This window comes from Tabrizicola sp., assembly GCF_016793705.1.
Lineage (GTDB): Bacteria > Pseudomonadota > Alphaproteobacteria > Rhodobacterales > Rhodobacteraceae > Tabrizicola.
In genome coordinates this window covers 26445-50846 of the sequence record NZ_JAEULO010000031.1, presented here as the reverse complement: position 1 = coordinate 50846, position 24402 = coordinate 26445, and the positions used below count along the sequence as shown (strand labels likewise).

At 66.1% G+C, this 24402-nt stretch carries 22 protein-coding genes; 5 read left to right on the top strand and 17 right to left on the bottom strand.

The features are described 5' to 3' along the window. Positions 1-61: 61 nt before the first annotated feature. Positions 62-1012, top strand: coding sequence for a GlxA family transcriptional regulator (locus tag JNJ68_RS06825; RefSeq protein ID WP_294980567.1), 951 nt, complete (start codon positions 62-64; stop codon positions 1010-1012). Between the two features lie 46 nt (positions 1013-1058). On the opposite strand, the gene JNJ68_RS06820 is transcribed toward JNJ68_RS06825, so the two are convergent. The 6 genes from JNJ68_RS06820 to fnrL form a co-directional block, all read right to left on the bottom strand. Beyond that, positions 1059-1988 (bottom strand): ABC transporter substrate-binding protein, encoded by a 930-nt coding sequence (locus JNJ68_RS06820; RefSeq protein ID WP_294980564.1) that lies wholly within the window; start codon positions 1986-1988, stop codon positions 1059-1061. Between the two features lie 80 nt (positions 1989-2068). Next, positions 2069-3073 (bottom strand): ABC transporter permease, encoded by a 1005-nt coding sequence (locus JNJ68_RS06815; RefSeq protein ID WP_294980562.1) that lies wholly within the window; start codon positions 3071-3073, stop codon positions 2069-2071. Between the two features lie 12 nt (positions 3074-3085). Further along, a complete protein-coding gene (locus JNJ68_RS06810) occupies positions 3086-4609 on the bottom strand; it encodes a sugar ABC transporter ATP-binding protein (RefSeq protein WP_294980560.1) in 1524 nt (507 codons plus the stop codon). Positions 4610-4711: 102 nt separating this feature from the next. Next, the gene (locus tag JNJ68_RS06805) at positions 4712-5719 is read right to left on the bottom strand and encodes a sterol desaturase family protein (RefSeq protein ID WP_294980558.1); all 1008 of its coding nucleotides are present in this window, start codon (positions 5717-5719) and stop codon (positions 4712-4714) included. A gap of 220 nt (positions 5720-5939) precedes the next feature. After that, a complete protein-coding gene (locus JNJ68_RS06800) occupies positions 5940-6941 on the bottom strand; it encodes a LacI family DNA-binding transcriptional regulator (protein WP_294980555.1) in 1002 nt (333 codons plus the stop codon). A gap of 83 nt (positions 6942-7024) precedes the next feature. Further along, positions 7025-7762: a transcriptional regulator FnrL gene (gene fnrL, locus JNJ68_RS06795; RefSeq protein WP_294980553.1), complete on the bottom strand. Its 738-nt coding sequence runs from the start codon at positions 7760-7762 to the stop codon at positions 7025-7027. Positions 7763-7825: 63 nt separating this feature from the next. Between fnrL and hemN the strand changes: the two genes are divergently transcribed. After that, on the top strand, positions 7826-9181 hold the full coding sequence (hemN, locus tag JNJ68_RS06790; protein ID WP_294980552.1) for an oxygen-independent coproporphyrinogen III oxidase: 1356 nt from the start codon (positions 7826-7828) through the stop codon (positions 9179-9181). Between the two features lie 12 nt (positions 9182-9193). Here the strand turns inward: hemN and JNJ68_RS06785 are convergent, their stop codons facing one another. From JNJ68_RS06785 to JNJ68_RS06760, 6 genes are all read right to left on the bottom strand, one after another. After that, positions 9194-10417, bottom strand: coding sequence for a glycosyltransferase (locus JNJ68_RS06785; protein ID WP_294980548.1), 1224 nt, complete (start codon positions 10415-10417; stop codon positions 9194-9196). A 3-nt stretch (positions 10418-10420) separates the two neighbouring features. After that, entirely contained in the window at positions 10421-12004 is a 1584-nt protein-coding gene (locus JNJ68_RS06780; RefSeq protein ID WP_294980545.1) for an ABC transporter ATP-binding protein, read from the bottom strand. 10 nt (positions 12005-12014) lie between these two features. Then, on the bottom strand, positions 12015-13124 hold the full coding sequence (locus JNJ68_RS06775; protein ID WP_294980543.1) for an ABC transporter permease: 1110 nt from the start codon (positions 13122-13124) through the stop codon (positions 12015-12017). Further along, positions 13124-14266, bottom strand: a complete 1143-nt coding sequence (locus JNJ68_RS06770) for a microcin C ABC transporter permease YejB (RefSeq protein ID WP_294980541.1) — start codon at positions 14264-14266, stop codon at positions 13124-13126. Before JNJ68_RS06770 ends, JNJ68_RS06775 begins: the two co-directional genes overlap by 1 nt. A 19-nt stretch (positions 14267-14285) precedes the next feature. Then, positions 14286-16202 carry an extracellular solute-binding protein gene (locus JNJ68_RS06765; protein WP_294980538.1) on the bottom strand — a complete coding sequence of 639 codons (1917 nt, stop codon included), beginning with the start codon at positions 16200-16202 and terminating at the stop codon, positions 14286-14288. Positions 16203-16351: 149 nt separating this feature from the next. Then, entirely contained in the window at positions 16352-16882 is a 531-nt protein-coding gene (locus tag JNJ68_RS06760; RefSeq protein WP_294980535.1) for a cytochrome c family protein, read from the bottom strand. Positions 16883-17003: 121 nt separating this feature from the next. Here JNJ68_RS06760 and JNJ68_RS06755 point away from each other — a divergent pair, with 121 nt between their 5' ends. After that, complete coding sequence (locus JNJ68_RS06755; protein WP_294980532.1) at positions 17004-17849, top strand: prephenate dehydratase; 846 nt, start codon at positions 17004-17006, stop codon at positions 17847-17849. Here the strand turns inward: JNJ68_RS06755 and JNJ68_RS06750 are convergent. Further along, positions 17840-18307 carry an SRPBCC family protein gene (locus tag JNJ68_RS06750; RefSeq protein ID WP_294980531.1) on the bottom strand — a complete coding sequence of 156 codons (468 nt, stop codon included), beginning with the start codon at positions 18305-18307 and terminating at the stop codon, positions 17840-17842. The genes JNJ68_RS06755 and JNJ68_RS06750 overlap by 10 nt on opposite strands. Positions 18308-18363: 56 nt before the next feature. Beyond that, a complete protein-coding gene (gene nudC / locus JNJ68_RS06745) occupies positions 18364-19311 on the bottom strand; it encodes an NAD(+) diphosphatase (protein WP_294980529.1) in 948 nt (315 codons plus the stop codon). A gap of 222 nt (positions 19312-19533) precedes the next feature. Between nudC and JNJ68_RS06740 the strand changes: the two genes are divergently transcribed. Both JNJ68_RS06740 and JNJ68_RS06735 read left to right on the top strand, forming a co-directional pair. Beyond that, entirely contained in the window at positions 19534-21489 is a 1956-nt protein-coding gene (locus JNJ68_RS06740; RefSeq protein WP_363165523.1) for a bifunctional 2',3'-cyclic-nucleotide 2'-phosphodiesterase/3'-nucleotidase, read from the top strand. 28 nt (positions 21490-21517) lie between these two features. Continuing rightward, complete coding sequence (locus JNJ68_RS06735) at positions 21518-22144, top strand: HAD family phosphatase (protein ID WP_294980527.1); 627 nt, start codon at positions 21518-21520, stop codon at positions 22142-22144. Between the two features lie 19 nt (positions 22145-22163). On the opposite strand, the gene JNJ68_RS06730 is transcribed toward JNJ68_RS06735, so the two are convergent. The 3 genes from JNJ68_RS06730 to JNJ68_RS06720 all read right to left on the bottom strand — a co-directional run bounded on the left by JNJ68_RS06730 (position 22164) and on the right by JNJ68_RS06720 (position 24367). Then, positions 22164-22529, bottom strand: a complete 366-nt coding sequence (locus JNJ68_RS06730; RefSeq protein WP_294980525.1) for a 4a-hydroxytetrahydrobiopterin dehydratase — start codon at positions 22527-22529, stop codon at positions 22164-22166. Further along, positions 22526-23137, bottom strand: coding sequence for a glutathione S-transferase family protein (locus JNJ68_RS06725; RefSeq protein WP_294980523.1), 612 nt, complete (start codon positions 23135-23137; stop codon positions 22526-22528). The genes JNJ68_RS06730 and JNJ68_RS06725 overlap by 4 nt, the downstream gene beginning before the upstream one ends. Before the next feature lie 72 nt (positions 23138-23209). Further along, positions 23210-24367, bottom strand: coding sequence for a GNAT family N-acetyltransferase (locus tag JNJ68_RS06720; RefSeq protein ID WP_294980521.1), 1158 nt, complete (start codon positions 24365-24367; stop codon positions 23210-23212). Positions 24368-24402: the final 35 nt, after the last annotated feature.

The following is a 24402-nucleotide window of genomic DNA, read 5'->3' as shown; positions in this document are numbered from 1 at the left end:
TGACAGATGAGCGCAAGGGGCCGCCTTCCGGGGCGGCCCTTTCGCCTGTAGGATAAGCGTCATGATCGAGACCCAGCACTTCAGCTTCTTCCTGCTGCCGGAATTCACCCATATCGCCTTTTCCTGCGCGCTCGAACCGCTCAGGATCGCCAACCTGGTCTCGGGCAAGCCGCTTTACCGCTGGACGCTCGCCAGCGAGAACGGCAAGACCGCAACCTGCTCCAACGGATCGGTCACGCTGACCGGGGCGGGGCTGGAGCCGACCCGCCACGCCGACCGGCTGTTCGTGATCTCGGGCGTCGATGTGCAGTCGCACACCACGGCGCCGGTACTGAACTGGCTGCGGCGCGAGCGGGCGTCGGGCACGCCCTTGGGCGCGATCTGTTCCGGCGCCTATGTGCTGGCGAAGGCCGGGTTTCTGGACGGGGTGGAGACGGCGGTGCACTGGGCCTGGCACGACCTGTTCCAGGAAGAATTCCCGGAGGTCCGCCTGGTCCGCAATGTCTTCGTCGCGCGGGAAAAGATCATCACCGCCTCCGGGGGGACGGCGGCGGCCGACCTGATGCTGCATCTGATCGGCAAGGCGCATGGCGCGGGTCTGGCGACCGAAGTCGCCGACCAGATGGTCTACAATGCCGTGCGCGAGGGGTCGGCGGCGCAACGGGTGTCGATCCAGTCACGGCACGGGATGCGCAACGAGCATCTGAAGCGCGCCATCGCGATCATGGAGAGCAGCATCGAGGCGCCGGACTCTCCCAGCCTGATCGCGGATGAGCTGGGCATTTCGACGCGACAGCTGGAACGGCTGTTCGCGCGCTATCTGAACTCGACGCCCAAGCACTATTTCATGGAGATGCGGCTGAACCGGGCGCAGAACCTGCTGGTGCAGACCGAGCAGTCGGTGACCGAAATCGCCATGGCCTGCGGGTTCCAGTCGACCTCGCATTTCTCGAAAGTCTATCGCAGCCATTTCGGTCGCTCGCCTTTGGTTCAGCGCGCGAAGATCGGCTGAGGGGTTCCCTCCCCCGGACGGGCCGGAGGAGGGGCAGGCACCAGGATCAATCGTAGAGAACGGCGGCAATCTTCTCGTCGGCCATGTTGGTCTTGTCGTACCAGTAGAAGCCGGTGTCGATGACCTTGGGCAGTTCCTCGCCCTTGATCGCCTTCGCCAGGCTATCCACGACGCATTGGCCGATGCCGACCGGATTCTGCGTGACAGAGCCGATCAGGGTGCCGTCCATGATGGCATCCTTCTGGGTTTTCCCGGAGTCGAAGCCCACGCCGACGATCTGCGCTCCGGATTCCTTGATCGCGACCGCCAGACCGATGGCCGCACCTTCGTTCGAGGCGAAGATGCCCTTGATGTCGGGGTTGGCCTGAAGCATCGCCTTGACGTTGTCGGTCGCCTTCAGCGCGTCGTTGGCATACTGGACGTCCACCACTTCGATGTTCGGGTAGGCCTCCTTGATCCGGTTCAGGAACCCGTCGCGACGCCCGATACCGGTGGCCGAGGTCTGGTCATGGATCACCGCGGCGATCTTGCCTTCCTCGCCGATGGCCTTGGCCAGCCCGTCCGCCGCCGCCGCCGCCGCCGCCATGTTGTCGGTGGTGCAGGTGGTCAGCGGCAGATCGCTTTCCACGCCCGAGTCGAAGGCGACGATGGGGATGCCCGCGTCGGCGGCCTTCTGGAGCGCCGGAACCTGCGCCTGGCTGTCCAGAGCGGCAAAGCCCAGGCCCTGCGGCGCCTTGGCAATGGCGGCGTTCAGGATGTCGGTCTGCTTGTCGATCTCGGCTTCGGTGTTCGGGCCCTCGAAGGTGATCGTCACGCCATTGCGCGCGGCGGCTTCCTCGGCCCCCGCCTTCACCGCCTGCCAGAACTGGTGGCTGAAGCCCTTGGCGATGATGGGGAAATAGGTCTCCTGCGCGAAGACGGGCGCGCCGATGGCGAGGCCGAGGGCCAGCGCCGAGGTCAGGATGGTCTTCTTCATGGTTCAACTCCCTGGGTTGGAACCGGCGCGATGCTTCGCGTCCGGGTGGTCTGGTCTTTGGTTCTGTCGTCTCTCTCCCTTCAGGCTTTCTTGCGCAGCACGATGTCGATGAAGACGGCGACGATGATGATCACGCCGGTGACGACGATCTTCCATTCTTCCAGCACGCCCATCACCCGAAGGCCGTTGGTCAGGACCGACATGATGAAGGCGCCGATGATCGTGCCGATCACCGTGCCGCGCCCGCCGGCCAGGGAAGTCCCGCCGATGACAGCGGCGGCAATGGCGTCCAGCTCGTAGCCGAGGCCCAGCGCGGGCTGCGCCGAGTTCAGCCGCGACGACACGATCAGCCCGGCGATGCCGCAGATGCCGCCGCAGATCGCGTAGGTCAGGATCTTCCAGCGGTCGACGTTGATGCCCGAAAGGCGCGCGGCCTCTTCGTTCGATCCCAGCGCAAAGATCATCCGGCCGATGATGGTGCGGTTGAGGACGATGGAGGCGATGATGGCGACGATGAACATGATCATCACGCCGTTCGGAATCTCCACGCCGGGGATCAGCTTGGAGATGCTGCTTTCCGGCGACAAGAGGCCGTAGTTCGGCGTGTCGTTGAAGTAGATCGGCTTCGCGCCGGAAAAGACCAGCGCCAGCCCCCGCGCGATCTGCATCATCCCCAGCGTGGCGATGAAGGGCGGGATCTTCAGCTTGGCGATGACCGCGCCCGAGATCGCCCCCATGAAGGCGCCCGAGGCGATGGCGCCGAGGATGCCGATGGGCAAGGGCATCCCGAGGTTGGTCAGGATGATCCCGGCCATGACGGCGGTCAGCGTCATCATCGTGCCGACCGACAGGTCGATCCCGCCCGAGATGATGACGAAGGTGACGGCGACCCCAAGCACACCGTTGACGGCAGTCGCCTGCATGATGCCGACCATGTTGGCGCCGGTGGCGAAATTCGAGGCGAAGGCGCTGAAGAAGGCCAGAAGTGCAACCAGCACCACGAAGGCCACCGCCTTCTGCATCGTCTGGGTGGTGAAGAAGCCGGGCTTGCCGCTGGCGGCGGGCTGGACGGCGGTGTCGGTCATGGTTCCCCCTGTTCAGGCTGCCGCGCTGGAGCGTTGCGTCGCCAGCGTCATGATGTCTTCCTGGCTGGCCATGCGGCCGTCGAGTTCGCCGGTGATCCGGCCTTCGCACATCACGGCGATGCGGTGCGACAGGCGCAGCACCTCGGGCAGTTCCGAGGAGATCACGATGATCGCCTTGCCTTGCGCCGCGAGGTCTTCGAGCAGCCGGTAGATTTCCGCCTTGGCGCCGACGTCGATGCCGCGCGTCGGTTCGTCGAAGATCAGGATGTCGCAGTCGCGCAGAAGCCATTTGGCGATGACGACCTTCTGCTGGTTGCCGCCCGACAACAGCCGGGTCTCCTGATGGATATGCGGGGTCTTGACCTTGAGCTTGCGGACATATTCCTCGGCGACCTTCCCCAGCGCGTCATCCTGCATGAAAAGCCCGCTGGAGAGGAAACGCCGCCAGGAGGCCATGGTCACGTTGTCGCGCACCGACATGCCGGTGACGAGGCCGAAGTGCTTGCGGTCTTCGCTGAGATAGGCGATCCCGTTCGCCACCGCATCGGCGGGGGTGGCGATCTTCTGCTCGCGGCCATGGATATGGATGGTGCCGCTGTCCAGCGGGTCGGCGCCGAAGATCGCGCGGGCGACCTCGGTCCGGCCCGCGCCCATCAGGCCCGCGAAGCCCAGGATTTCGCCGCGGTTCAGCGCGAAGCTGACGTTGCGGATCATGGCGCCCCGGTTCAACCCTTCGACGCGCAGCACCTCTTCCGCCGTGCCGGTGCCGGTGGCGCGGTGCTGGTCGGCCAACTCTCGCCCCACCATCAGCTGAATGATGGTGGACATCGCCGTCTGGGCGGCGGGCAGGGTGTCGATGTATTGCCCGTCGCGCATGACGGTCACGCGGTCGGCGATGCGCTTCACTTCGTCCATCTTGTGCGTGATGTAGACCACGCCGACACCGTTCGCCTTCAGGTCCTCGATGACGGCGAAGAGATGCTCGACCTCGGTCTCGTTCAGGGCCGAGGTCGGTTCGTCCATCACCAGCACGCGGGCGTTGTAGGAAAGCGCCTTGGCGATCTCGACCAGCTGCTGGCGGGCGACGGTCATGTGGCCGACTTCGGCGCCGGGATCGATGTCGACCTTCATTCGCTTGAAGATGGCGGCGGCGTCGCGCTTCAACTTCGCCTCGTCGACGAAGATGCCAAGGCCCTTGCGGGGCTCGCGGCCGATGAAGATGTTCTGCGCGGCGGTCAGGTGGTTCATCAGGAAAAGTTCCTGATGGATGATGCTGATCCCCAGCGCCTGCGCCGCGTGCGGGGTGGGCAGGGTGACGGGCTGGCCGTCGATGCGGATTTCGCCGCCGTCGGGCTGGTAGACTCCGGTCAGGATCTTCATCAGCGTGGACTTGCCCGCGCCATTCTCGCCCATCAGGGCATGGACCTCGCCGGAGCGGAGGTCGAAGCGGACGCCTTGCAGGGCGCGGACGCCGGGGAAGGATTTCTCCACCCCCCGCATCTCGACCAGGGGCACAGCGGATGGCTCGTCCGTCACGGTCTTCCCTCCCCTGCCCGCCGGTCTTTGAACGACCGTTCCTCCCGGGCTGTTAGCGCTGACCTTGCGTCAGGCGGATTCAGATTTCAATCGGGATGCGGGTCAGGTGGCCTTGGCGTTGGCCCTGGCCTTGCGGCGCTGGTAACGGGCGTTCATCAGCGCATCGCCCTTTTTGGTGCCGTCGTGGAAAGTCCCGAACCACTTGTCGAGCGGAATGAGCCCGTCGCCGTAGTTCACCTCGAAATACTTGTGGTGGAGGTAGTGGATGAAGGCGTGGCTCTCCACGGCGCTGTCCTCGGTCACTTCCATCTTGTCGAAGCCGATATGGCCCACCACCGCCCCGAAGCCCGCGAAGTTCAACTGGTAGATCGCCAGAAGCGGATGCGAGGGGATGATGAAGTGGTAGGCGGCGGTCGCGAAATAGAGGAGGTGTTCGACCGGGTGCATCGACAAGGACGACCAGGGCGAGGGGTTGACCGAGTTGTGATGGACCGAGTGGACCCACTTGTAGAGGAAGGGCGTGTGGATCAGTCGGTGGATCAGGAAGAAGTGGACCTCGTGCAGCACTGGCAGGAACAGCCAGACGGCGAAGAGATACCAGCCGTTGTCCATCAGGCTGACCCAGGGGCCGATGTCGTTGGCCCAGGCCCAGAGCACCAGCACCTCCCAGGCGGTCCAGATCGGGACGCCGGTGCCGAAGGCGCGGATGATGCTGTCGATGGTCTGGCTTTGGAACAGGAAGGCGGTGGATTTATGCTCCGACGGCCATTTCGCGTTGTACTTGAAGCGGGTGCCTTGCGCGCGAAGGATGTAGAGGCGCAATTCCAGCGCGCCGTAGAACAGGAAGACGGCGATGGCGTTGACGGCGAAAAGCCACAGGACCCAACCCCAGGCCAGCGTGGTCATGACCTCTTTCTCGGGGACGACCCAGGCCCACCAGGCAAAGGCGCTGGCGGTCCAGAGGAGGTTCCAGGGCAGGAAATAGCCGGGCAGCCATTTCAGGATCGCCAGGGGCTGCGGCGGGAAGCTCCAGATCGGCGCCACCTGGGCGGGCTCGTTCGGGGTATAGTCGCCGCGCTTGTTGTGGGTGCCGTACTTCGTGTCGTCCATCGCTGCCCTCGCTGGGTGCTGGTCGGGGGTGAGCGGCAAGGTGACGCGGCGGGTCGTGTCCGGGCAACTGGTTTGTCCATTTCGCGTCAGAAATTGCATCATAACGCATCATTCTCTGACAGTCCGCCCAAGCTCGCCGCCTGAACGGCGACGCCCGTGAGACAAACTGATTGCGTCATGGCGCCGCAACCCTCGCCGGCCGGTCGATTCGCGGGAGGGGTCAGGCCGGGACCTGGAAGGCAGGCAGGTTGAAGCGGGTATAGACGCCGAAATCCAGCAGCCGCTCGGCCCCCTGTTTCGCAGGTTCGCCGCCGCCGGCCAATGCCAGGGCGGTCGACAGCAGCTCGCGCGGGTCGCCCGCCAGCGCGAAGTCGATCTCTCCGGCGCGGAGGAGCGGGGCCGTCACCGGGTTCACCTCGTGGCCCACGACCAGCATGTCCTGCGCCCGGCCCGTAGCCCGCAGCGCCTCGACCAGGCCAAGGTTGCCGCCGCCGACATTGTAGAGCGCCCCCAGCGCCGGCTGGTCGCGCAGAAGGCGGGCGACGGCAAGGCGGGTCAGCTCGGCGCTGTCCTCGCCCTGCGCCTCGCCCGAGATGACGACCTTGGGGAAATTGGCGCGGAGCCCGGTGCGGAAGCCGATTTCGCGGTCTTCGTGGCAGCGGAAGGCAGGGCTGCCCAGCACGACGCCGACAGTGGTGGGTCGGTCGCCCAGCATCCGCCCGATCAGGAAGGCGGCGGTCTGGCCGACGGCGCGGTCGTCAAGCCCCACAAAGGCGTCGCGGGCAGAGGGCAGGAGGTCGGAGATGACGGCGATCACCCGCTTGCCGCGCGCCCGTGCCGCCGAGAGGAGCGCGGTGATCCGCTCGGAGGATTTGATCGTCACGACGAGCGGGCGCGAGGCGTCCTTGCACAGGCCCTCGACCGTGCGCAGGACACTGGTGTCGTCAGCCATGTGCAGGTCGTGGAACGCCCCCTTCGCACCGCTGGCCGCCCAGGCCGCGCGCAGCTGGCCCATCATGCCCTTGCCAATGCGCAGCGCGATATCGGCCTGGACCGGCCTTGGCACCGGATCGGCCCCCGGCGAGGACAGTTTGCGCAAGGTCTCGTCGACCACCAGCCGGGTGCGGTCATGCACCCTGCCCCGCCCGTTCAGCGCCCGGTCCACCGTCGCCCGCGACAGGCCGGTCTCGCGCATGATGTCGGCAATGGTGACGCGACGCATGATGCATCCCTCGCGGCGTGAGGCATTCTGCGTCACCGTGCCTGAAGGCACCCCGGCTGGCAAGCAGCAGCGGCCAAGCTGGCCTAGACCAGCATTCCGCCGTCGCTGTCGTCGCCAGCCTCTTCCAGCAGTCGGTCCATGCTGGGGATCGAGACGTGGCGATTGCCCTCCAGGCTGATCACCCCGTCCTTCTTCAGCGCACTTATCTGGCGGCTCACGGTTTCCAGGGTGAGCCCCAGGTAGTCCGCCATCTCTTCTCGCGTGAGCGGCAGGTCGACGGCCAGCGTGCCGGACTTCTTGCGCAAGTGCAGCGCCGCATCGCGCCGGGCGATGATGGAAATCAGCGAGGCGATCTTCTCTCGCGCGGTCTTGCGGCCCAGAAGCAGCATCCATTCCCGCGCTGCATCCAACTCGTCCAGCGTCATCTCCAGAAGCCGCTGGGCGATGTGCGGCGTGGTGGCCATCATCTCCTCGAACGGCTTCTTGCGGAAGCAGCACATCACCAGGTCGGTCGTCGCCGTCACGTCGAAGGCGGCGGTCGACCTGCCCGGTCGGCCCACGAAATCGGATGGCAACAGAAGCCCGACCATCTGGCGGCGGCCATCCTCCATCGTCTGCGTCAGCGAGGCGATGCCGGAGACGACCGAGCCCACGAATTCCATCCGGTCGCCCGACCAGATGACCGTCTGCCCGGCCTGGAAGCTGCGGTAATATTTGATCTGCTCCAGCTGCCCCAGTTCGTCCGTATCGCAGCGCGCGCAGACGGCCCGATGGCGGATCGGGCAATCGCCGCACTGAACGTGGACGGAATGGTCATGCATCAGGCTGCCTGTCTGTTGATCTGCATCAAGGAGCGACGGTGGCTCGGTCCCTAAGGTAAACTGATGACACACGACCCGCAACTCGCCCGCCTCGGGCTTTTCGACGCACGCGTACCCCGGTACACCTCTTACCCGACGGCACCGCATTTCGGAACCGATATCGGACCCGGCGACTTCATCCAATGGATTGAAGCGCTGCCCGAGTCTAGCGCAGTTTCGCTGTACATTCACGTCCCTTTCTGCCGTCGGTTGTGCTGGTTCTGCGCCTGCCGGACGCAGGGCACCACATCGGACGATCCGGTCATCGCCTATGTCGAAACGCTGAAGACCGAGCTTCAGCTGTTGCGGCGCCACCTGCCGAAGGGGGTCACGCTGTCTCGGCTGCATTGGGGCGGTGGCACGCCGACGCTTCTGTCGCCCGACCTGATGCGCGGCCTGGCGGATGCGGTCTTCGAGGTGGCGCCCATGGCCCCGGACGGCGAGTTCTCGGTCGAGATCGACCCGAACGAGATCGACGATGCCCGGCTGGATGCGCTGGCGGTGGCGGGGATGAACCGCGCCTCGATCGGGGTGCAGGATTTCGACCCGCTGATCCAGAAGGCGATCGGACGCGAACAGAGTTACCAGCTCACCCGCGACGTGGCCGAGCGCATCCGCGCGCGCGGCGTGGCCAGCCTGAACGCCGATATCCTCTATGGCCTGCCGTTCCAGACCGGGCCGCGGATTTCCGATTCGGTGCAGAAGCTGCTGACCCTGTCGCCCGACCGGGTGGCGCTTTACGGCTATGCGCATGTGCCATGGATGAGCCGGCGGCAGCAGATGATTCCCTCGGACAAGATGCCGACGCCGGAAGAACGCCTGTCGCTGTTCGAAACGGCGCGGGAGCTGTTCCTGTGGGACGGCTATGTCGAGGTCGGCATCGACCATTTCGCCAAGCCCGGGGACGGGATGGCCAGGGCGCTGAAGGCGGGGACGCTGCGGCGGAACTTCCAGGGCTATACCGACGACACCGCGCCTGCGCTGATCGGCATCGGCGCCTCGTCGATCAGCCGTTTCCCGCAGGGCTTCGCGCAGAACGCCTCGGCCACGGCGGCGCATACCAAGGCGATCCGTGAGGGCCGGTTCTCGGTCCACAAGGGCCACCGCTTTGCCGGCGAGGACCTCTTGCGCGCGCGGATCATCGAGGCGCTGATGTGCGATTTCTTCGTCTCGCGCGCCGAGGTGCTGCGGACCTTTGACGTTACGCCCGCACGGGTCGAGGCGTTGTTCCAGCGCGCGGCGGGGGAGTTCGGCGACATGGTGCGGGTCAGCGACGAGGGCTTCGCGATCCCGGAACGCGCGCGGCCCCTGACCCGGATGATCGCGCGGGCCTTCGATGCCTATGACAGCGCCAAGGCCAAGCATTCCTCGGCGATCTGAGGCAAGGCGGCCTCAGCCGCGCTCCAGCCGGGTCAGAAGTTCCACCTGCCTCGGCAGGCAGACCGAGCGCAGGTCGTAGCGGTCCTGCACCATGCGGCGGGCCGCGTCGCGTATCGCGTCATAGGCCTTGGGCCGGGCGAGGGCATCGGTCAATGCCGCCGACCACCCCTTAACGTCGAAGAAATCCACCAGCCGCCCGTTCACGCCGTCCTTGATCACCTCGGCCACCGGGGCGGTGTTCGAGCCCACGACCAGGGTCCCGGCGGCCAGCGTCTCGACCATCGACCAGGACAGGACGAAGGGATAGGTCAGATAGGCATGGACGCGGGCGACATGGATCAGGTCGACCAGCCGGTCATAGGGCAGCTTGCCCGTGAAATGCACCCGTGACAGGTCCAGCCGGTCCCTCACCTCGGCCAGGATCACCTCTTTCCACGAGGCGCCGTCCCTGGGCTTCGCGCCGTAGCTGACCTCGTTCCCGCCGACGATCACGACCTGGGCTTCCGGTCGCGCGGCAAGGATATCCGGCAGGGCGCGCATGAAGATGTGGTAGCCGCGATAGGGTTCGAGGTTGCGGTTGACGAAAGTCAGGACCTCATCGCCCCGATGCAGTATGCGGCCGTCCGGCAGGGTGAAGGTCGCATCGGGGTTCGGCGCCAGCCGGTCGCAATCCACCCCGTCGAAGATCACCTCCAGGTGCCGGCGCAGGAGCGGCGGGTGCGTGCTGGCCTGCCATTCGGTCGGGCTGACCCCCCGGTCGGCATGGGCCAGCGCCTGCGCCATATAGGCGGCGCGCGACTGGGCGATCATCACCTGGTCGAAGCCCGAAACCTGGAATTCCGGGTCGAAGCCGGTGTCGGCGCCGTGGCCCCGATAGTAGAATTCGGCGAAGACCAGGAGCTTGGCCTCGGGCCAGACCTCTTTCAGAAACAGCGTCTCGCCCCAGCCGGAATGGCCGTAGATCACGTCGGGGACATAACCTTGGGCGCGCAGGCGCTGGCAGAACCGGGCCACGCTGACACCCCGGTCGCTCATCGTGGTGAAGTTGCGCCCGAGGCGGGTGGCCTTGGCATCGACCTCGGGCGCGGTGTGGGCGTAGCGCAGCAGCGGCACATCCGAGGTCGTCTTGTTGGTCGCTGCGGTCAGCGCCCGAACGTCATGGCCGCGCCGCTGCATCTCGGGCGCGAGGTGCAGGAACTGGCCGGGGAAGTTCTGGTGGACGAAGAGAAGCTTCAAGCGTCACGCTCCGAAGGCGGCGGCCATCAGAGCTTTGGTATAGGGGGATTGCGGGTTGGTAAACACGGCCTCGACATCGCCCGTTTCCACCACATCGCCAGCCTGCATCACCATGACCTTGTGCGCCATGGCGCGGATCACCCGCAGGTCGTGGCTGATGAAGATGAAGGCGAGGCCCCATTTCCGCTGCAACTCGCGCAGAAGGTCGGCGATCTGGACCTGCACGGTCATGTCGAGCGCGGAGGTCGGCTCGTCCAGCACCACCAGTTTCGGGCGCAGGATCATGGCGCGGGCGATGGCGATGCGCTGGCGCTGGCCGCCGGAGAATTCATGCGGGTAGCGCTGCATGGTCGCGGGGTCGAGGCCGACTTCGCGCATGATGCCCGCGACCATCTCGGTCCGGTTCTGGCCGGGATCGACGCCATGGACGCCCAGGCCCTCGGCAATGATCTCTTCCACCGTCATCCGGGGCGAGAGGCTGCCGTAGGGGTCCTGGAAGACCACCTGCATTTCGCGCCGGAGGCCCCGCAGGGCGGACCGGCTGCGGTCCCGCAGATCCTCGCCCAGGAAGGCCACCGCGCCCGTGCTGTCGATCAACCGCAGGATGGCAAGCGCCAGCGTGGTCTTGCCGGACCCGCTTTCGCCGACGATGCCCAGCGTTTCCCCGGCGCGGACCGAGAGCGTGGCGTCGTTGACCGCCTTCACATGGCCCACGGTCTTGCGCAGGAAACCCTTCTGGATCGGGAACCAGACACGGAGGTTTTCGGTGCGGACCACTTCCTTCGCGCCCTCGGGGACCGGCGGGGGGCCGCCCTTCTGTTCGGCGGCGAGGAGCTTGCGGGTATAGGGATGCCTTGGGTCGGCGAAGATTTGCGTGGCGGGCCCCTGCTCCACGATCTCGCCGCCCTGCATGACGCAGACCCGGTCGGCGATGCGGCGGACGATGCCGAGGTCATGGGTGATGAAGAGGAGGCTGAGGCCTTCGGTGCGCTTGAGGTCGGCGAGGAGGTCGAGGATCTGGGCCTGGATCGTTACGTCCAGCGCGGTGGTGGGTTCGTCGGCGACGAGGAGTTCGGGGCCGTTCGCCAGCGCCATCGCGATCATCACCCGCTGGCGCTGCCCGCCCGACAGCTGGTGCGGATAGGCGCCGAGGCGGGTTTCGGCGTCGCGGATGCCGACCTTGCCGAGAAGCTCGATGATCCTTGCGCGGGCCTTGTCGCCGGTCAGGCCCTGGTGCAGGGCAAGGCTTTCGGCCAGCTGCTTCTCGATGGTGTGGAGCGGGTTCAGGCTGGTCATCGGCTCCTGGAAGATGAAGCTGATGTCGTTGCCGCGGACCTTTCGGAGGTCGCGTTCGGGCGCGCCGACCATCTGCGTGCCCCGATAGGTGATGGAACCTGTCACCTGCGCGTTGTCTGAGAGGAGGCCGACGGTGGAAAGCGCCGTGACCGACTTGCCCGAACCGCTTTCGCCGACCAGCGCGACGGTTTCGCCCTTGTCGATGGCGAAGGAGACACCGTGCACCGCCGGGATGATCCGGCCGTCCTGGCGGAACGTGACGGAGAGGTTGTCGACCTGGAGAACGCTCATCGACCCCGCCTCATCTGAACGTCTTCCGCGGGTCGAAGGCGTCGCGGATGCCCTCGAAGATGAAAACGAGGAGCGAAAGCATGATCGCGAAGGTGAAGAAGGCGACGAAGGCGAGGTGCGGGGCCTGAAGGTTCTGCTGCGCCTGGCGGGTGAGCTGGCCGAGCGAGGGCAGGTCGGCGGGCAGGCCGAAGCCGAGGTAGTCGAGCGAGGCCAGCGTGCCGATCACCCCGGTCACCGCGAAGGGGAGGAGGGTCAGCGTCGCGACCATCGCGTTCGGCAGGACGTGGCGGAACATGATCTGCCAGTCGGAGACACCCAGCGCCTTGGCGGCGCGGACGTATTCGAAGTTTCGCGCCCGCAGGAACTCGGCCCGGACCACGCCGACAAGGCCGGTCCAGCCGAAGGCGACCAGCAAGCCCACCAGCAGCCAGAAGCTTTTGGCCCAGACGGCGGTCAGGATGATGATGACGTAGAGCGTGGGGACCGAGGACCAAAGCTCGATGAAGCGCTGGAAGAGAAGGTCGGTGAGGCCGCCGAAATAGCCCTGCACCGCCCCGGCGGCGATGCCGATGACCGAGGTGAGGACGGTGACGATCAGAGCGAAGGTGACGGAAAGCCGGAAGCCGTAGATCACCCGCGCCAGCACGTCGCGGCTCGTGTCGTCGGTGCCAAGCCAGTTCTGGGCGCTTGGCGGGCCGGGCGCGACGCCGCCGGTGTCGACGATGGTGTTATAACGGTAGGGGATCGGCGGCCAGAGCATCCAGCCCTTGTTGACGGCTTGTCCGGCGGCGGTGCCCTCGCTTTCCACCTCGGCCCGGATGCCGTCGGGGTCATCCCAGCAATCCAGCGATCCGGCGGAGACGATGAGGCATTTCACCTCGGGGGTGGTGTAGTCGGCCTCGGTCCTGAGGTCGCCGCCGAAGGTGGTTTCGGGGTAGAACTTGAACACCGGCATGTAATAGCCGCCGTTATACTGCACCAGGACGGGCCGATCATTGGCGATCAACTCGGCAAAGAGCGAGAGGCCGTAAAGGAGGAGGAGCAGCCACAGCGACCAGAAGGCGCGGCGGTTGGCCTTGAAGTTGCGCCAGCGCCGCTGGTTGAGGGCCGAAAGCGCCATCACGCGCGCCTTTCGAAGTCGATCCGGGGATCGACGAGGACATACATCAGGTCGGACAGGATACCGACCACCAGCCCGATCAGCCCGAAGGCGAAGAGCGTGCCGAAGATCACCGGATAGTCACGTTCGACCGCTGACCGGAAGCCGAGTTGGCCAAGTCCGTCCAGCGAGAAGATCACCTCGATCAGGAGGCTCGACCCGAAGAACACCGCGAGGAACAGCCCTGGAAAGCCCGCGATGACGATCAGCATCGCGTTGCGGAAGACGTGGCCGTAGAGGACGCGGCTCTCCGACAGACCCTTGGCGCGGGCGGTCATGACGTATTGCTTCTTGATCTCTTCCAGGAAGCTGTTCTTGGTCAGAAGCGTCAGCACCGCGAAAGAGGAGATCAGCTGCGCCGTCACCGGGAGCGTGATGTGCCAGAGGTAATCAGTGATCTTGCCCCAGAGCGAAAGCTGGGACCAGTTGTCGCTGGTCAGGCCGCGCAGGGGGAACCACTGGTAATAGGAGCCGCCCGCGAAGACGACCATCAGCATGATCGCGAAGAGGAAGCCCGGGATCGCATAGGCCGCGATGATGATGCCCGAGGTCCAGGTGTCGAAGCTTGAACCGTCGCGCACCGCCTTGCGGATGCCGAGGGGGATCGAGACGAGGTAGGCGATGAGGGTGGACCAGAGGCCAAGGGTGATCGACACCGGCATCTTCTCGATCACCAGATCCACCACCGAGATCGACCGGAAGTAGCTCTCGCCGAAGTCGAAGGTGAGGTATTTACCCATCATGATCAGGAAGCGTTCCACGGCGGGGATCGCCTCCTTGTGGCATTCTGGCGCCTTCAGCGAGGGTTCGCCGGTGAAGCCCTCGTCGCAGACCACGCGGGAAAAGCCGAACTGGACCTCGAGCTTGGCCAGGAATTCGGGCGGCAGGCCGCGGGCGCCGACATAGCCGCCGTCGTCGTCCTGAACCCCGGCGCCCTCGGTGCCCGAGAGGTTCTGGATCGAATCCCCCTCACCCTCGAACCGGGCCTTGATCTGTTCGATCGGCCCGCCGGGGACGAACTGGGTCAGCGCGAAGTTGATCACCATCACGCCGAACAGCGTCGGGATCACCAGAAGCAAGCGGCGAAGGATATAGGCGCCCAAGGTCCCTGCCCGTTCCTGGTTACTTCAACGCGCCCTTGGCCTTCAGCGCGTCGGCTTTTTCGGCGTTGTACCACCAGATCGACAGTTCGCCCAGTCCATATGGGGGCAGGTTCGCCGGGTGTTCGTACATGTTGTAGTAGGCGACCCAGTTGTCCTTCTTGTAATAGCGCGGGACGATGACGAATTCCGACCGCAGCACCCGGTCCAGCGCCCTGACCACTGTCGTCAACTCCTCGCGGCTTTTCGCGGCCTCGACCATGTCCAGGAGCTTGTCCACCGCCGGATTGGCATAGCCCATGCGGTTGCGGCTGGAATTATCCTTGGCGACCGAGGCCCAGGCCTGTTTCAGCACCCCCCCCGGCTCCAGCCCGCCGTTGACCACCGTCGTGGGCAGCGCGTCGAAATCGAAGACCGGCGGGCTGGCGCGCTGCTGCAACTGCGGGTCGTCGATGATGTCGAAGCTGGCGTCCACGCCCAGGGCGCGCAGGTTCTCGACATAGGCGTTCATCACCGGCAACAGGTCGGTGCGGACATGGACCATCTCCATCCGCAGCTTCTCGCCCTTGGCGTTGCGGCGGATGCCGTCGTCGCCCACCGTCCACCCAGCCTCATCCAGAAGCGCCGAGGCCTTGCGCAAATTCTTGCGGTCGAGATTGTTGCTGTCCGACGAGACCGATCCCATCGGCACCTCGTCGGTCAGGATGCTGGCGGGAAGCAGGCCCTCATCGACCAGGGGCTTCAGGATCGCCACCTCCTCGGGCGTCGCCACCCCGGTCGCGGCCATGTCGGAGTTTTCCCAGATCGAGTTGATCCGCGACAAAAGCCCGTAGAACAGCGCCTTGTTCGACCATTCGAAGTTGAAGACCAGACCCAGAGCCTCGCGCACGCGCGGGTCCTGGAACTGCGCGCGGCGCAGGTTGAAGATGATCGACTGGCCGCCAGCTATATCGCCCGAGGGGATCACGGCCTTGACGATATCCCCCGCCTGGATCGCCGGGAAATCGTAGTTGGTCGCCCAGCGCTTCGAGTCGCCTTCGGTCCGGAACGTGTAGACGCCGGCCTTGAACGCCTCCATCGCGGCATTGTCGTCGCCGAAATACTCGATGCGGATGCGGTCGAAGTTGTTCTGGCCCACGTTCAGTGGGTGCTTCTCGCCCCAGTAATCCGGGTTCCGCTTGTAGATCACCTGCTGGCCGGGCTTGAAGCTGTCCAGCACATAGGCCGCGGTGCCGAGGAAGGGCTGGAGGCTGGATTTTTCAAGGTCGCGTTTGTTCTCCTCGTAATCCTTGCGCGAGAAAATCGGCGAGCTTCCGGCCTGGGCGGGCATGTCGCGGAACGAGGTGCCGGGGGTGAAGGTGAACTTGATGCGGTAGGGATCCAGCACCTCGACCGACTGGAACTTGCCGTTCGCGACGCTGCGGTATTCCGGGATGCCCTTGTCGCGGAACAGCTCGTAGCTGAAAAGCACGTCATCGGCGGTGAAGGGGCTGCCATCCGAGAAGGTCACGTCCTTGCGCAGGTTGAAGATCACCCAGGATCGGTCCACGGGATATTCCATCGTCTCGCAGAGCAGGCAGTAGACGGCGCTGACGTCGTCGAGCGTCCCGGTCAGGATCGATTCATAGAAGATCGACGACAGCGCGGCGGCGTTGCCGGCGATGGCGTAAGGGTTGAAGCTGTCGAAGCTGCCCGGCGACCATTCGCTGATCTCGCCGCCCTTGGGGGCGTCCGGATTCGCATAGGGCAGATGCGTGAAGTCGGCGGGAAGGGCGAGGTCGCCGAAGGTGGAGATGCCGTGCGACTTGATCACGGCTTCCGCCCGGGCAGGCAGGGCCAGCGCGGCGAGACCCAGGATCAGAGCCCCGGCTGCGAAGACCGGGCCGGGTTTCACCCGTGCTGCGTCAACCCGTGCCGTCCCGCGCTTTTCTGTCCGCATCCGCCAGCCTCCCCTTCGGTTCCGCTTCCGACCATTCATGCTAATCCGGCGATTGTCGAGCCAACAAGCCGCGATTGGCGCGCGCTTTTGCGTGAGCATGAAAAAGCCGCCCGCAGGGGGCGGCTTTGCAATCACGCCATGGGGCCGGTTCAGGGCTTCGAGGCGAGGAACGCCACGACGTTTGCGCGATCTTCCGGCTTCGGCAGGCCGGCGAAGGCCATCTTGGTGCCGGGGATCACCTGCTTGGGGTTCTCAAGGAAGGCGAAGAGCGCTTCCGGCGTCCAGGGCTCACCCGATTTGGCGGCCATGGCTTCGGAATAGGCGAAGTCCGGGACCGAGGCGTGGTTGCGGCCCACAACGCCGTTCAGGTGCGGACCCACGGCATTCGACCCGTCGAGCTTGTGGCACGAGCCGCATTTCTTGAACACGGCCTCACCGGCTGCCGCATCGCCCGCCGCCAGGAGCGCGGCAACATCCACCGTCTCGCCACCTTCGGCCGGGGCCGCCGCATCGCCGGTGTCGATGGTGTAGGCCTGCGTCAGTTCGCCTTCCGCATGTTCGCCATGTTCGCCGCCGCCCACGGTGTAAAGCGAGTTGCCCGCCCAGCCCACCAGCATCAGGACCAGAAGCGAACCGCACACCGCGCCCACCGTCTTGGTCATCGTCATCGTGTCGAACATGGTTCACCTATCTGGGGTCTGCGTTCGCGGGGTATCTATCCGCTTCCACCGGCATGTTTCAAGGTGTAGACGCGCGGCGAAACGCCCTCGGGGCAGGTTTTCGACACGGGGGACGCGCGCAATGGCCGGACGCATCGCTTTTCAGGGGGAACTCGGGGCTTATTCGCACCAGGCCTGCCAGCAGTCGCGCCCGGATTTCGAGGCGGTCCCCAGCACCACTTTCGAAGAGGTCGTCGACCGCGTCGCGCGCGGCGATGTCGACCTGGGGATGCTTGCCGTCGAGAACTCCACCTACGGCCGGGTCGCCGACGTGCATTCCCTGCTGCCGAAATCCGGCCTGCACATCATCGACGAGGCCTTCGTTCGCGTGCATGTGAATCTTCTGGGCGTCCCGGGCGCGAAGGTCGAGGACGTGAAGGAAGCGCATGGCCATGTGGTGATCCTGCCGCAATGCGCGGGCTTCCTGAAGGCGCACGGCATTCGTGGCAAGGTCAGCTCTGACAACGCCCGCGCCGCGCGCGAGGTGGCCGAGGCCGGGGACAAGTCCCGCGCCGCCCTGGCCAGCGAACTGGCGGCCGAAATCTACGGGCTGAACGTGCTGGCCCGGCATATCGAGGATCACGCGAACAACACCACCCGTTTTCTTGTGATGTCGCGCGACACGGACCTGACACGTCGCGGCGCCGGAAAGATGATCACCACCTTCACCTTCCGCGTCCGCAACATTCCGGCTGCGCTTTACAAGGCGCTTGGCGGGTTCGCCACCAATGGCATCAACATGACCAAGCTGGAAAGCTACATGGTCGGCGGCACCTTCACTGCGACGGAATTCTACGCCGACATCGAGGGCCATCCAGAAGACGCCAATGTCGCGCTGGCGCTGGAGGAATTGCGCTACTTCACCTCGGAAGTGCGCATCCTGGGGGTCTACCCCGCCGACCGCGAGCGCGGTCCGGTTCAGGCCTGACGGTCGTAGCGGTCCTTGATCCGGGCGCCAAGCTGGATCAGCCCCTTCTCGAACCGGGCCTGCACCCGGCCCTTGGCCAGCCGCATCGTGTTGATGAAAAGCCGCGCCGCCAGCGTCTTCGGCTTGATCTCCAGATCGGCGCGCAGCCGGCTGCGGCGGGGCGACAGGACCATGACCTCGATCTGGACCGTGCCCTCGACGGAGGGGCTGTCCATCCCCATCGCCAGGCGCTGGCCCGGCGTCATCTCTGCGATGCGGACCGTCACCTTGCGCGCCTTGCCCCGGAAATGACCGCGGATGCGCCATTCGGCCCCGACGCCGCTGTCCGGCGTCCCCGCAGGACGCTCCACCTCGACCCCGTTGCGGATCGCCTCGCGCTCCCAGGTCGGGGTGTCGATCAGCGCGGCAAAGACGGCGGCGGCAGGAACTTCAAGATCGGTCTTCGCCGCCAGCTTCATCGCCGCTCCACAGGTTGCACATCAGGTCACGACACCCGGATAGCAGGAAGATCGGGTCAATCAAGCCGATCCGCAAGCCAGGCGCGCAGAATGAAATGGGCGATCGCCCCCTTGCGGCTGGGCCGGATCAGCGGATGGCTGCCTGCAAAGACCTGCACCAGGTCTTCCCGCGTGACCCATAGCGCCTGCTCCAGCTCCTCCGGGTCGATGCGGATGTCATGGCTCGTGGCCTCGGTCCGCGCGCCGATCATCAGCGAAGCGGGGAAGGGCCACGGCTGGCTGGCAAGGTAGGACACCGCTCCGCAGGTCACGCCCGTCTCCTCCTGCACCTCGCGGCGCACGGCGGCTTCCAGCGTCTCGCCCGGTTCGACGAAGCCCGCCAGCAGCGAGAACATCCCCTCGGGCCAGCCGGGGCTACGGCCCAGGAGGACGGAATTGCCCCGCGTCACCAGCATGATCACCACCGGGTCGGTACGCGGGAAGTGCTGGGCGGCGCAGGCGGGGCAGGTCCGTTGCCACCCGCCTTGCGCCATCCCGGATTTCGCGCCGCAGGTGGAACAGAAGCCGTGGCTGCGATGCCATTGCAGAAGCGCCTTGGCGGTGGCAACCAGTTCCGCCTCGCGCGGGGTCAGCAGGGTCATGACGCCGCGCAGTTCGGTGAACCCGCCCTTTGTCACTGCCGGATGCTGCTGCACCGAAGTGTCGAAGAACCCCGCCTCGATGCCCTGGGCCCCGGCTTCGGGCGACCAGTCCGACAGGTCGGCGGCAAAGCGTGCGACGCCATCGTCGATCCCGAGGAAGACCGGCTCGCTTGCCGGCGCCAGGGCCGGATGCCCCGCCGGAACCCACACCGGACGCTCGCCGTCCATGAGCGGTTTGCCGCGCCAAAGTGGCAGCACCGCGCCCGAAGCCAGCGCCGCCGCCAATCCTGCGGCATCGCGCCGCAGACCCGCCCGCCGGTCAAGCGCCGACCCGCCGAAAGTAACTGTTTCAGCAATCCGCATTCAAGATATACATCCCGCTGATTGTTCCTGTCTCTCCTAGAATCCACCGCTTCGCTTGCAATTTCAATTGTCAACTTGCGGCGAATACAGGGCTTCGCGCGAATAACGACAATTCGCCACAACATTGACACAACCGGAACGATAGATCGCTCACGCATAAAGTGTGGAAAGCGGTTCGTGGTTTCAGGCGGTTCCGAGCCCTGGCAAGCCACTGGGGGTTCGATGTATCAAGTACCCGTCGCATCGGTCGCCAAGTCGCTGACCCGAAAGGATTCCGAAGCGGACAGAATGCCTGCCGCCCATGAGATTCTCCCTGCGACATCCCCTCGTCCCCGCGCGTCTCTGCGGCTGATCGCTACCAGCGACCTGCACGCAAGCCTGATGCCCTACGATTATCGTGCGGATCGCCCGAATGCCAATCTAGGCCTGGGTGCAATTGCGCTGCAAATTGCCGAGGCCCGTGGCGAGGCGCGCAACTGCCTATTGTTCGACAATGGCGATTTCCTGCAAGGCAATCCGCTGGCCGACTATGCCGCCACGACCCGCCGAAGGCGGGCGCATCCGGTCATCACCGCCTTCAACACCCTGGGCTATGACGCCGCGACGCTGGGGAACCACGAATTCGACTATGGGCTGCGCTTCCTCTCCGGCGTGCTTGCCGACGCCAGCTTTCCGGTCGTCTCGGCGAATGTCGCCACCCGGCTTGGCAAGAGCGCCTCGCGCGACGAAACGCTGGTGCCGCCCTTTGCCATCCTGCGCCGCCAGATCATCGACCACGACGGCCATGCCCATCTTCTGCGGATCGGGGTGATCGGCTTCGCCCCACCGCAGATCGCCGAGTGGGACCGGAATACGCCAGAGGGATCGATACAGACACGCGACATCCTTGCCGCGGCCCGTGCCTGGCTGCCCCGGCTGCGCGCATGCGGGGCCGACATCATCGTGGCACTGGCCCACAGCGGCATCGGCGAGACCGACCCGGAGGAGGGATCGGAGAACGCCGCCACCGCCCTGGCCGCGCTGCCCGAGATCGACGCCCTGGTCGCCGGGCACAGCCACCGGGTCTTCCCCGGCACCGACTTTCCCGCTTCGCCCGCCATCGACCCGGTTCGCGGCCGACTGGCGGGAAAGCCTGCGGTCATGCCGGGGCATTCGGCGAACCATGTGGGCATCATCGACCTCCAGATCGAGCGCTTCACCTGCGGACCCCGACGCTGGCGCGTGGTCGATGCGTCGGCGCGGATCGGCCAGCGCAGTGCAGACCGCGCACTGTCGACCCCGGCCTTGCACCAGGCGCTCGCGCCCGACCACCGGGCGACGCTTGCCTGGTCGCGCCGCCAGCTGGGCGAGACCGCCGTCGCGCTGCACAGCCATTTCGCCACCATCGCGCCCTCGGCCGCGTTGTCGCTGATCGCCGAGGCCAAGATCGACCACATTCGCGTCGCGCTTGCCGGAACCCGCTGGGCCGGACTCCCGCTCCTGTCCTCGGCCTCGCCGTTCCGCGCCGGCGGTCGCGGTGGACCCGAGAACTTCACAGAAGTTCCCGCCGGGCCGCTCCGGATGCGCAACCTGTCGGATCTCTATCCCTTCCCGAACACGCTGGTGACGCTTCTCCTGACCGGGGCCGAGGTGGCCGACTGGCTGGAGCGCGCGACTGCCGTCTTCCACCAGATCGCGCCGGGATCGGTCGATGCGCCCCTTCGCGACGATGCCGTGCCCTCCTTCGTCTTCGAAACCATCCCCCAGCTTTCCTACGCCATCGACCTCAGCCAGCCGCCGCGCTTCGATGGCCAGGGCAGCCTGGTCAACCCCGAGGCGCGGCGGATCACCGGGCTTTGCCATGGTGGCCATCCCCTCGCCGCGACCGACAGGTTCCTCCTCGTCACCAACAACCACCGCGCCGGGCGGGCGCGGCTGCAAGACCCGGCCGCCCGGCAGAAGGTCGTCTTCACCGACGGTGCCCGGGTGCAATCGGTGTTTTCCGCCCATGTGCAGCGCAAAGGCATCGTCGGCGCGCCACCCGAACGCAACTGGCATTTCCTGCCGATGCCCGGAACCATGGCGACTTTCCCCGTCGGACCGGGCGCCGCCCCCTATCTGGCCGACATCGCCAGCTACCGCCCGGAACCTCTGGTCCGCGACGAAGAGGGCTTTACCCACTACCGGCTGCACCTGTGATCGGCTATGCCTCCGCCCGGAGGCCCAGATGTACGACGCAATCCTCTTCGACCTGGACGGCACGCTGATCGACACGGAAAGCATCGCGCTTGTCACCGGCATGGCCGCCTTCGCCGCGCATGGTCACCCGGTGGACGAGGCCTTCATGCACGGGCTGGTCGGCAAGGACGAGCCCACTGCCGCGCAGATCATCCGGGCGGCGCTGCCGGGGGTCGATCTGCACGCCGTCAACCTGCACTGGCGCAAGGGCTTCAACGACGGGGTCGACGCGGGCCTTGCGCTCAAGCCCGGCGCGGCTCGCCTCTTGCCCGCGCTGGATGCTCCGCTCGCCATCGTCACCTCGACCGGGCGTGCGGGCGCGCATCGCAAGCTCGGGCTGGCCGGGATCGCCGAGGCCTTCACCCATGTCGTTACGCTGGACGATGTGCGTGCGCCGAAGCCCGATCCCGAACCCTATCTTCTGGCCGCGACCCTCTTCGGCGTGGCCCCCGCGCGCTGCCTGGTGTTCGAGGACAGCGAAACCGGTGCCGAAGCCGCCCATCGCGCCGGCTGCGTGGTGGTGCAGGTGCCCGACATGGTGCCAAGCGAGGGCCGATGGGCGCATCATCTGGCTCCCGACCTCCTGACCGGAGCACGGATGGCGGGGCTGCTCTGACCCGTTCGGTCGCGACCCGTCAGGCCTTGCGCGCATGCAGCTCGCACAGGCAGCTCACCGGCTCGCCATGATTGCGCTCGATCTCGGCCTCCGGGGCCAGCTTGTCCATCGCCTTTGCCAGATCCAGATCCAGCTGCGTGAGCCCCTTGGCGGAATGGGTGGTCAGCGTCACGTCGACGACATTGTAGCGGTTGGTCCAGTCCGGGTGGTGGTTGGCCTTGTCCGCCACCAGCGCGGCGCGGGACATGAAGCCCCAGGCCTCGGAGAAGTTGCGGAATTTCCAGACCTTGCGGATCGCGTCCTTGCCGGGCACGGCGGCCCAGCCGGTTTCGGCAAGCGGCGGCAGTCCAGCCTTGCGGTCGGCTTCGGGCAGAAGAGCGGTCATGGCTTGGCCTCCGGGATCAGCGCATTGTCCTTGGCATTCGCCGCCAGCAGCGCGGGCCGGTCCTTGAGCCGCGCCCAGTAGGCGGAAAGCGTGTCGCTTGCGGGGATGCCGCCGAACTGCATCCCCCAGCCGACCTGGCTTCCGACATAGACATCGGCGGCGGTGAACCGGCCATCAGCGATGTAGTCGTTCTTTTCCAGATGCTCGGTCAGCGCCGACAGCACGTCTGCCAGGTCACCATATCCCGCCCGCCGCTTTTCCTGCGGGCCGCTGGTCTTCCAGCCAAAGCCGGTGTTGACCACCGCCTGCTCCAGCGGCCCCGCCGCAAAGAACATCCAGCGGAAGAAGGCCGCCTTGTCCTCGGCCATAAGGCCCGCCTCGGGGAAGGTCAGCGCGAGGTAGGTGCAGATCGCCGCCACCTCGGTCACGACCTTGCCGTCGTGGACCAAGGCGGGCACCTTGCCCATCGGATTCACCGCCAGATACTCCGGCGCCTTCATCGTGGTGTAATAGTCCAGCGCCACCGTCTCGTAGGGCTGGCCGGCCTCCTCCAGCATCCAGCGCGCGATCCGGCCGCGCGACATCGGGTTGGTGTAGAAGGTCAGCATGGACGACTCACTCCCGCCTTTCATCTTTGCGAAAGTATCCCACGGGGGTCCGGGGGTGTGAAACCCCCGGTCCTACGCTTCGGCACTGACGCGCCGGAACGGACCATAGGCGGTCAGCACCTCGATCTCTTCCCCTATAGCGCGGCGTTCGGCCTCAAGATAGCGGTCAACCGCCGTGCGGAACGCGGGTTCCGCGATCCAGTGCAGCGAATGCGTCTCGACCGGCAGATAGCCGCGCGCGAGCTTGTGTTCGCCCTGCGCCCCGGCCTCGACCCGTTGCAGACCCTGGGTGATCGCCCAGTCGATCGCCTGATAGTAGCACAGCTCGAAATGCAGGCAGGGATGGTCCTGAACGCAGCCCCAGTAGCGCCCGTAAAGCGTGTCGCGCCCGATGAAGTTCAGCGCCCCGGCCACCGGGCGGCTGCCGTCGAAGGCCAGGACCAGCAGGATGTCGTCGCGCATCGTCTGGTGGAACAGGGTAAAGGCCGCGCGCGTCAGGTATGGATGGCCCCATTTGCGGCTGCCGGTGTCCTGGTAGAAGGCCCAGAACGCATCCCAATGCGCGGGTTCGATCTGGTCCCCGGTCAGCGCGCGGATCGCCAGCCCGCTGGCCCGCGCCGTCTCGCGTTCCTTGCGGATCATCTTGCGCTTGCGGCTGGACAGGTCTGAGAGGAAGTCGACGAAGGTCCGGTAGCCCCGGTTTTCCCAATGGAACTGCTGGGTGATGCGGTGGAGCGTCCCCTCGACCCCGGCCAGTGTTTCGGCCTCCTCTGCAGTGCAGAAGGTGGCGTGCACAGAGGACAGCCGGTTCTGCGCCGCGATCCCGATGGCGGCCTGCCACAGGGTTTCCCGGTGGGCTTCTGGCCCCAGAAAGCGTCTTCCGGTGGCGGGGGTGAAGGGGACGGCAATCTGAAGCTTGGGGTAATAGCGGCCCCCTGCCCGCTCCAGTGCGTCGGCCCAGCCGTGATCGAAGATGTATTCGCCCTGGCTGTGGCCCTTCACATAGAGGGGCATTGCCGCCAGCAGCCAGCCGCCCTCGCGCAGGGCCAGCGGGCGGGGTTGCCAGCCGGTACCCTTGCCGGTCGAGCCGGAGGCATCCAGCGCGGTCAGGAAGCGGTGGGTGGTGAACGGGTCGATGGGACGCCCATTGGCCTGTTCCGGCGCGGCGACGGCATCCCAGTCGGCGGCGGGAATCTCGGACAGGCTGTCGTGCAGGGTCAGGTCGGCCATTCGCACCCTCGAGGTCGGGGGAAAGGTGGCGGCAT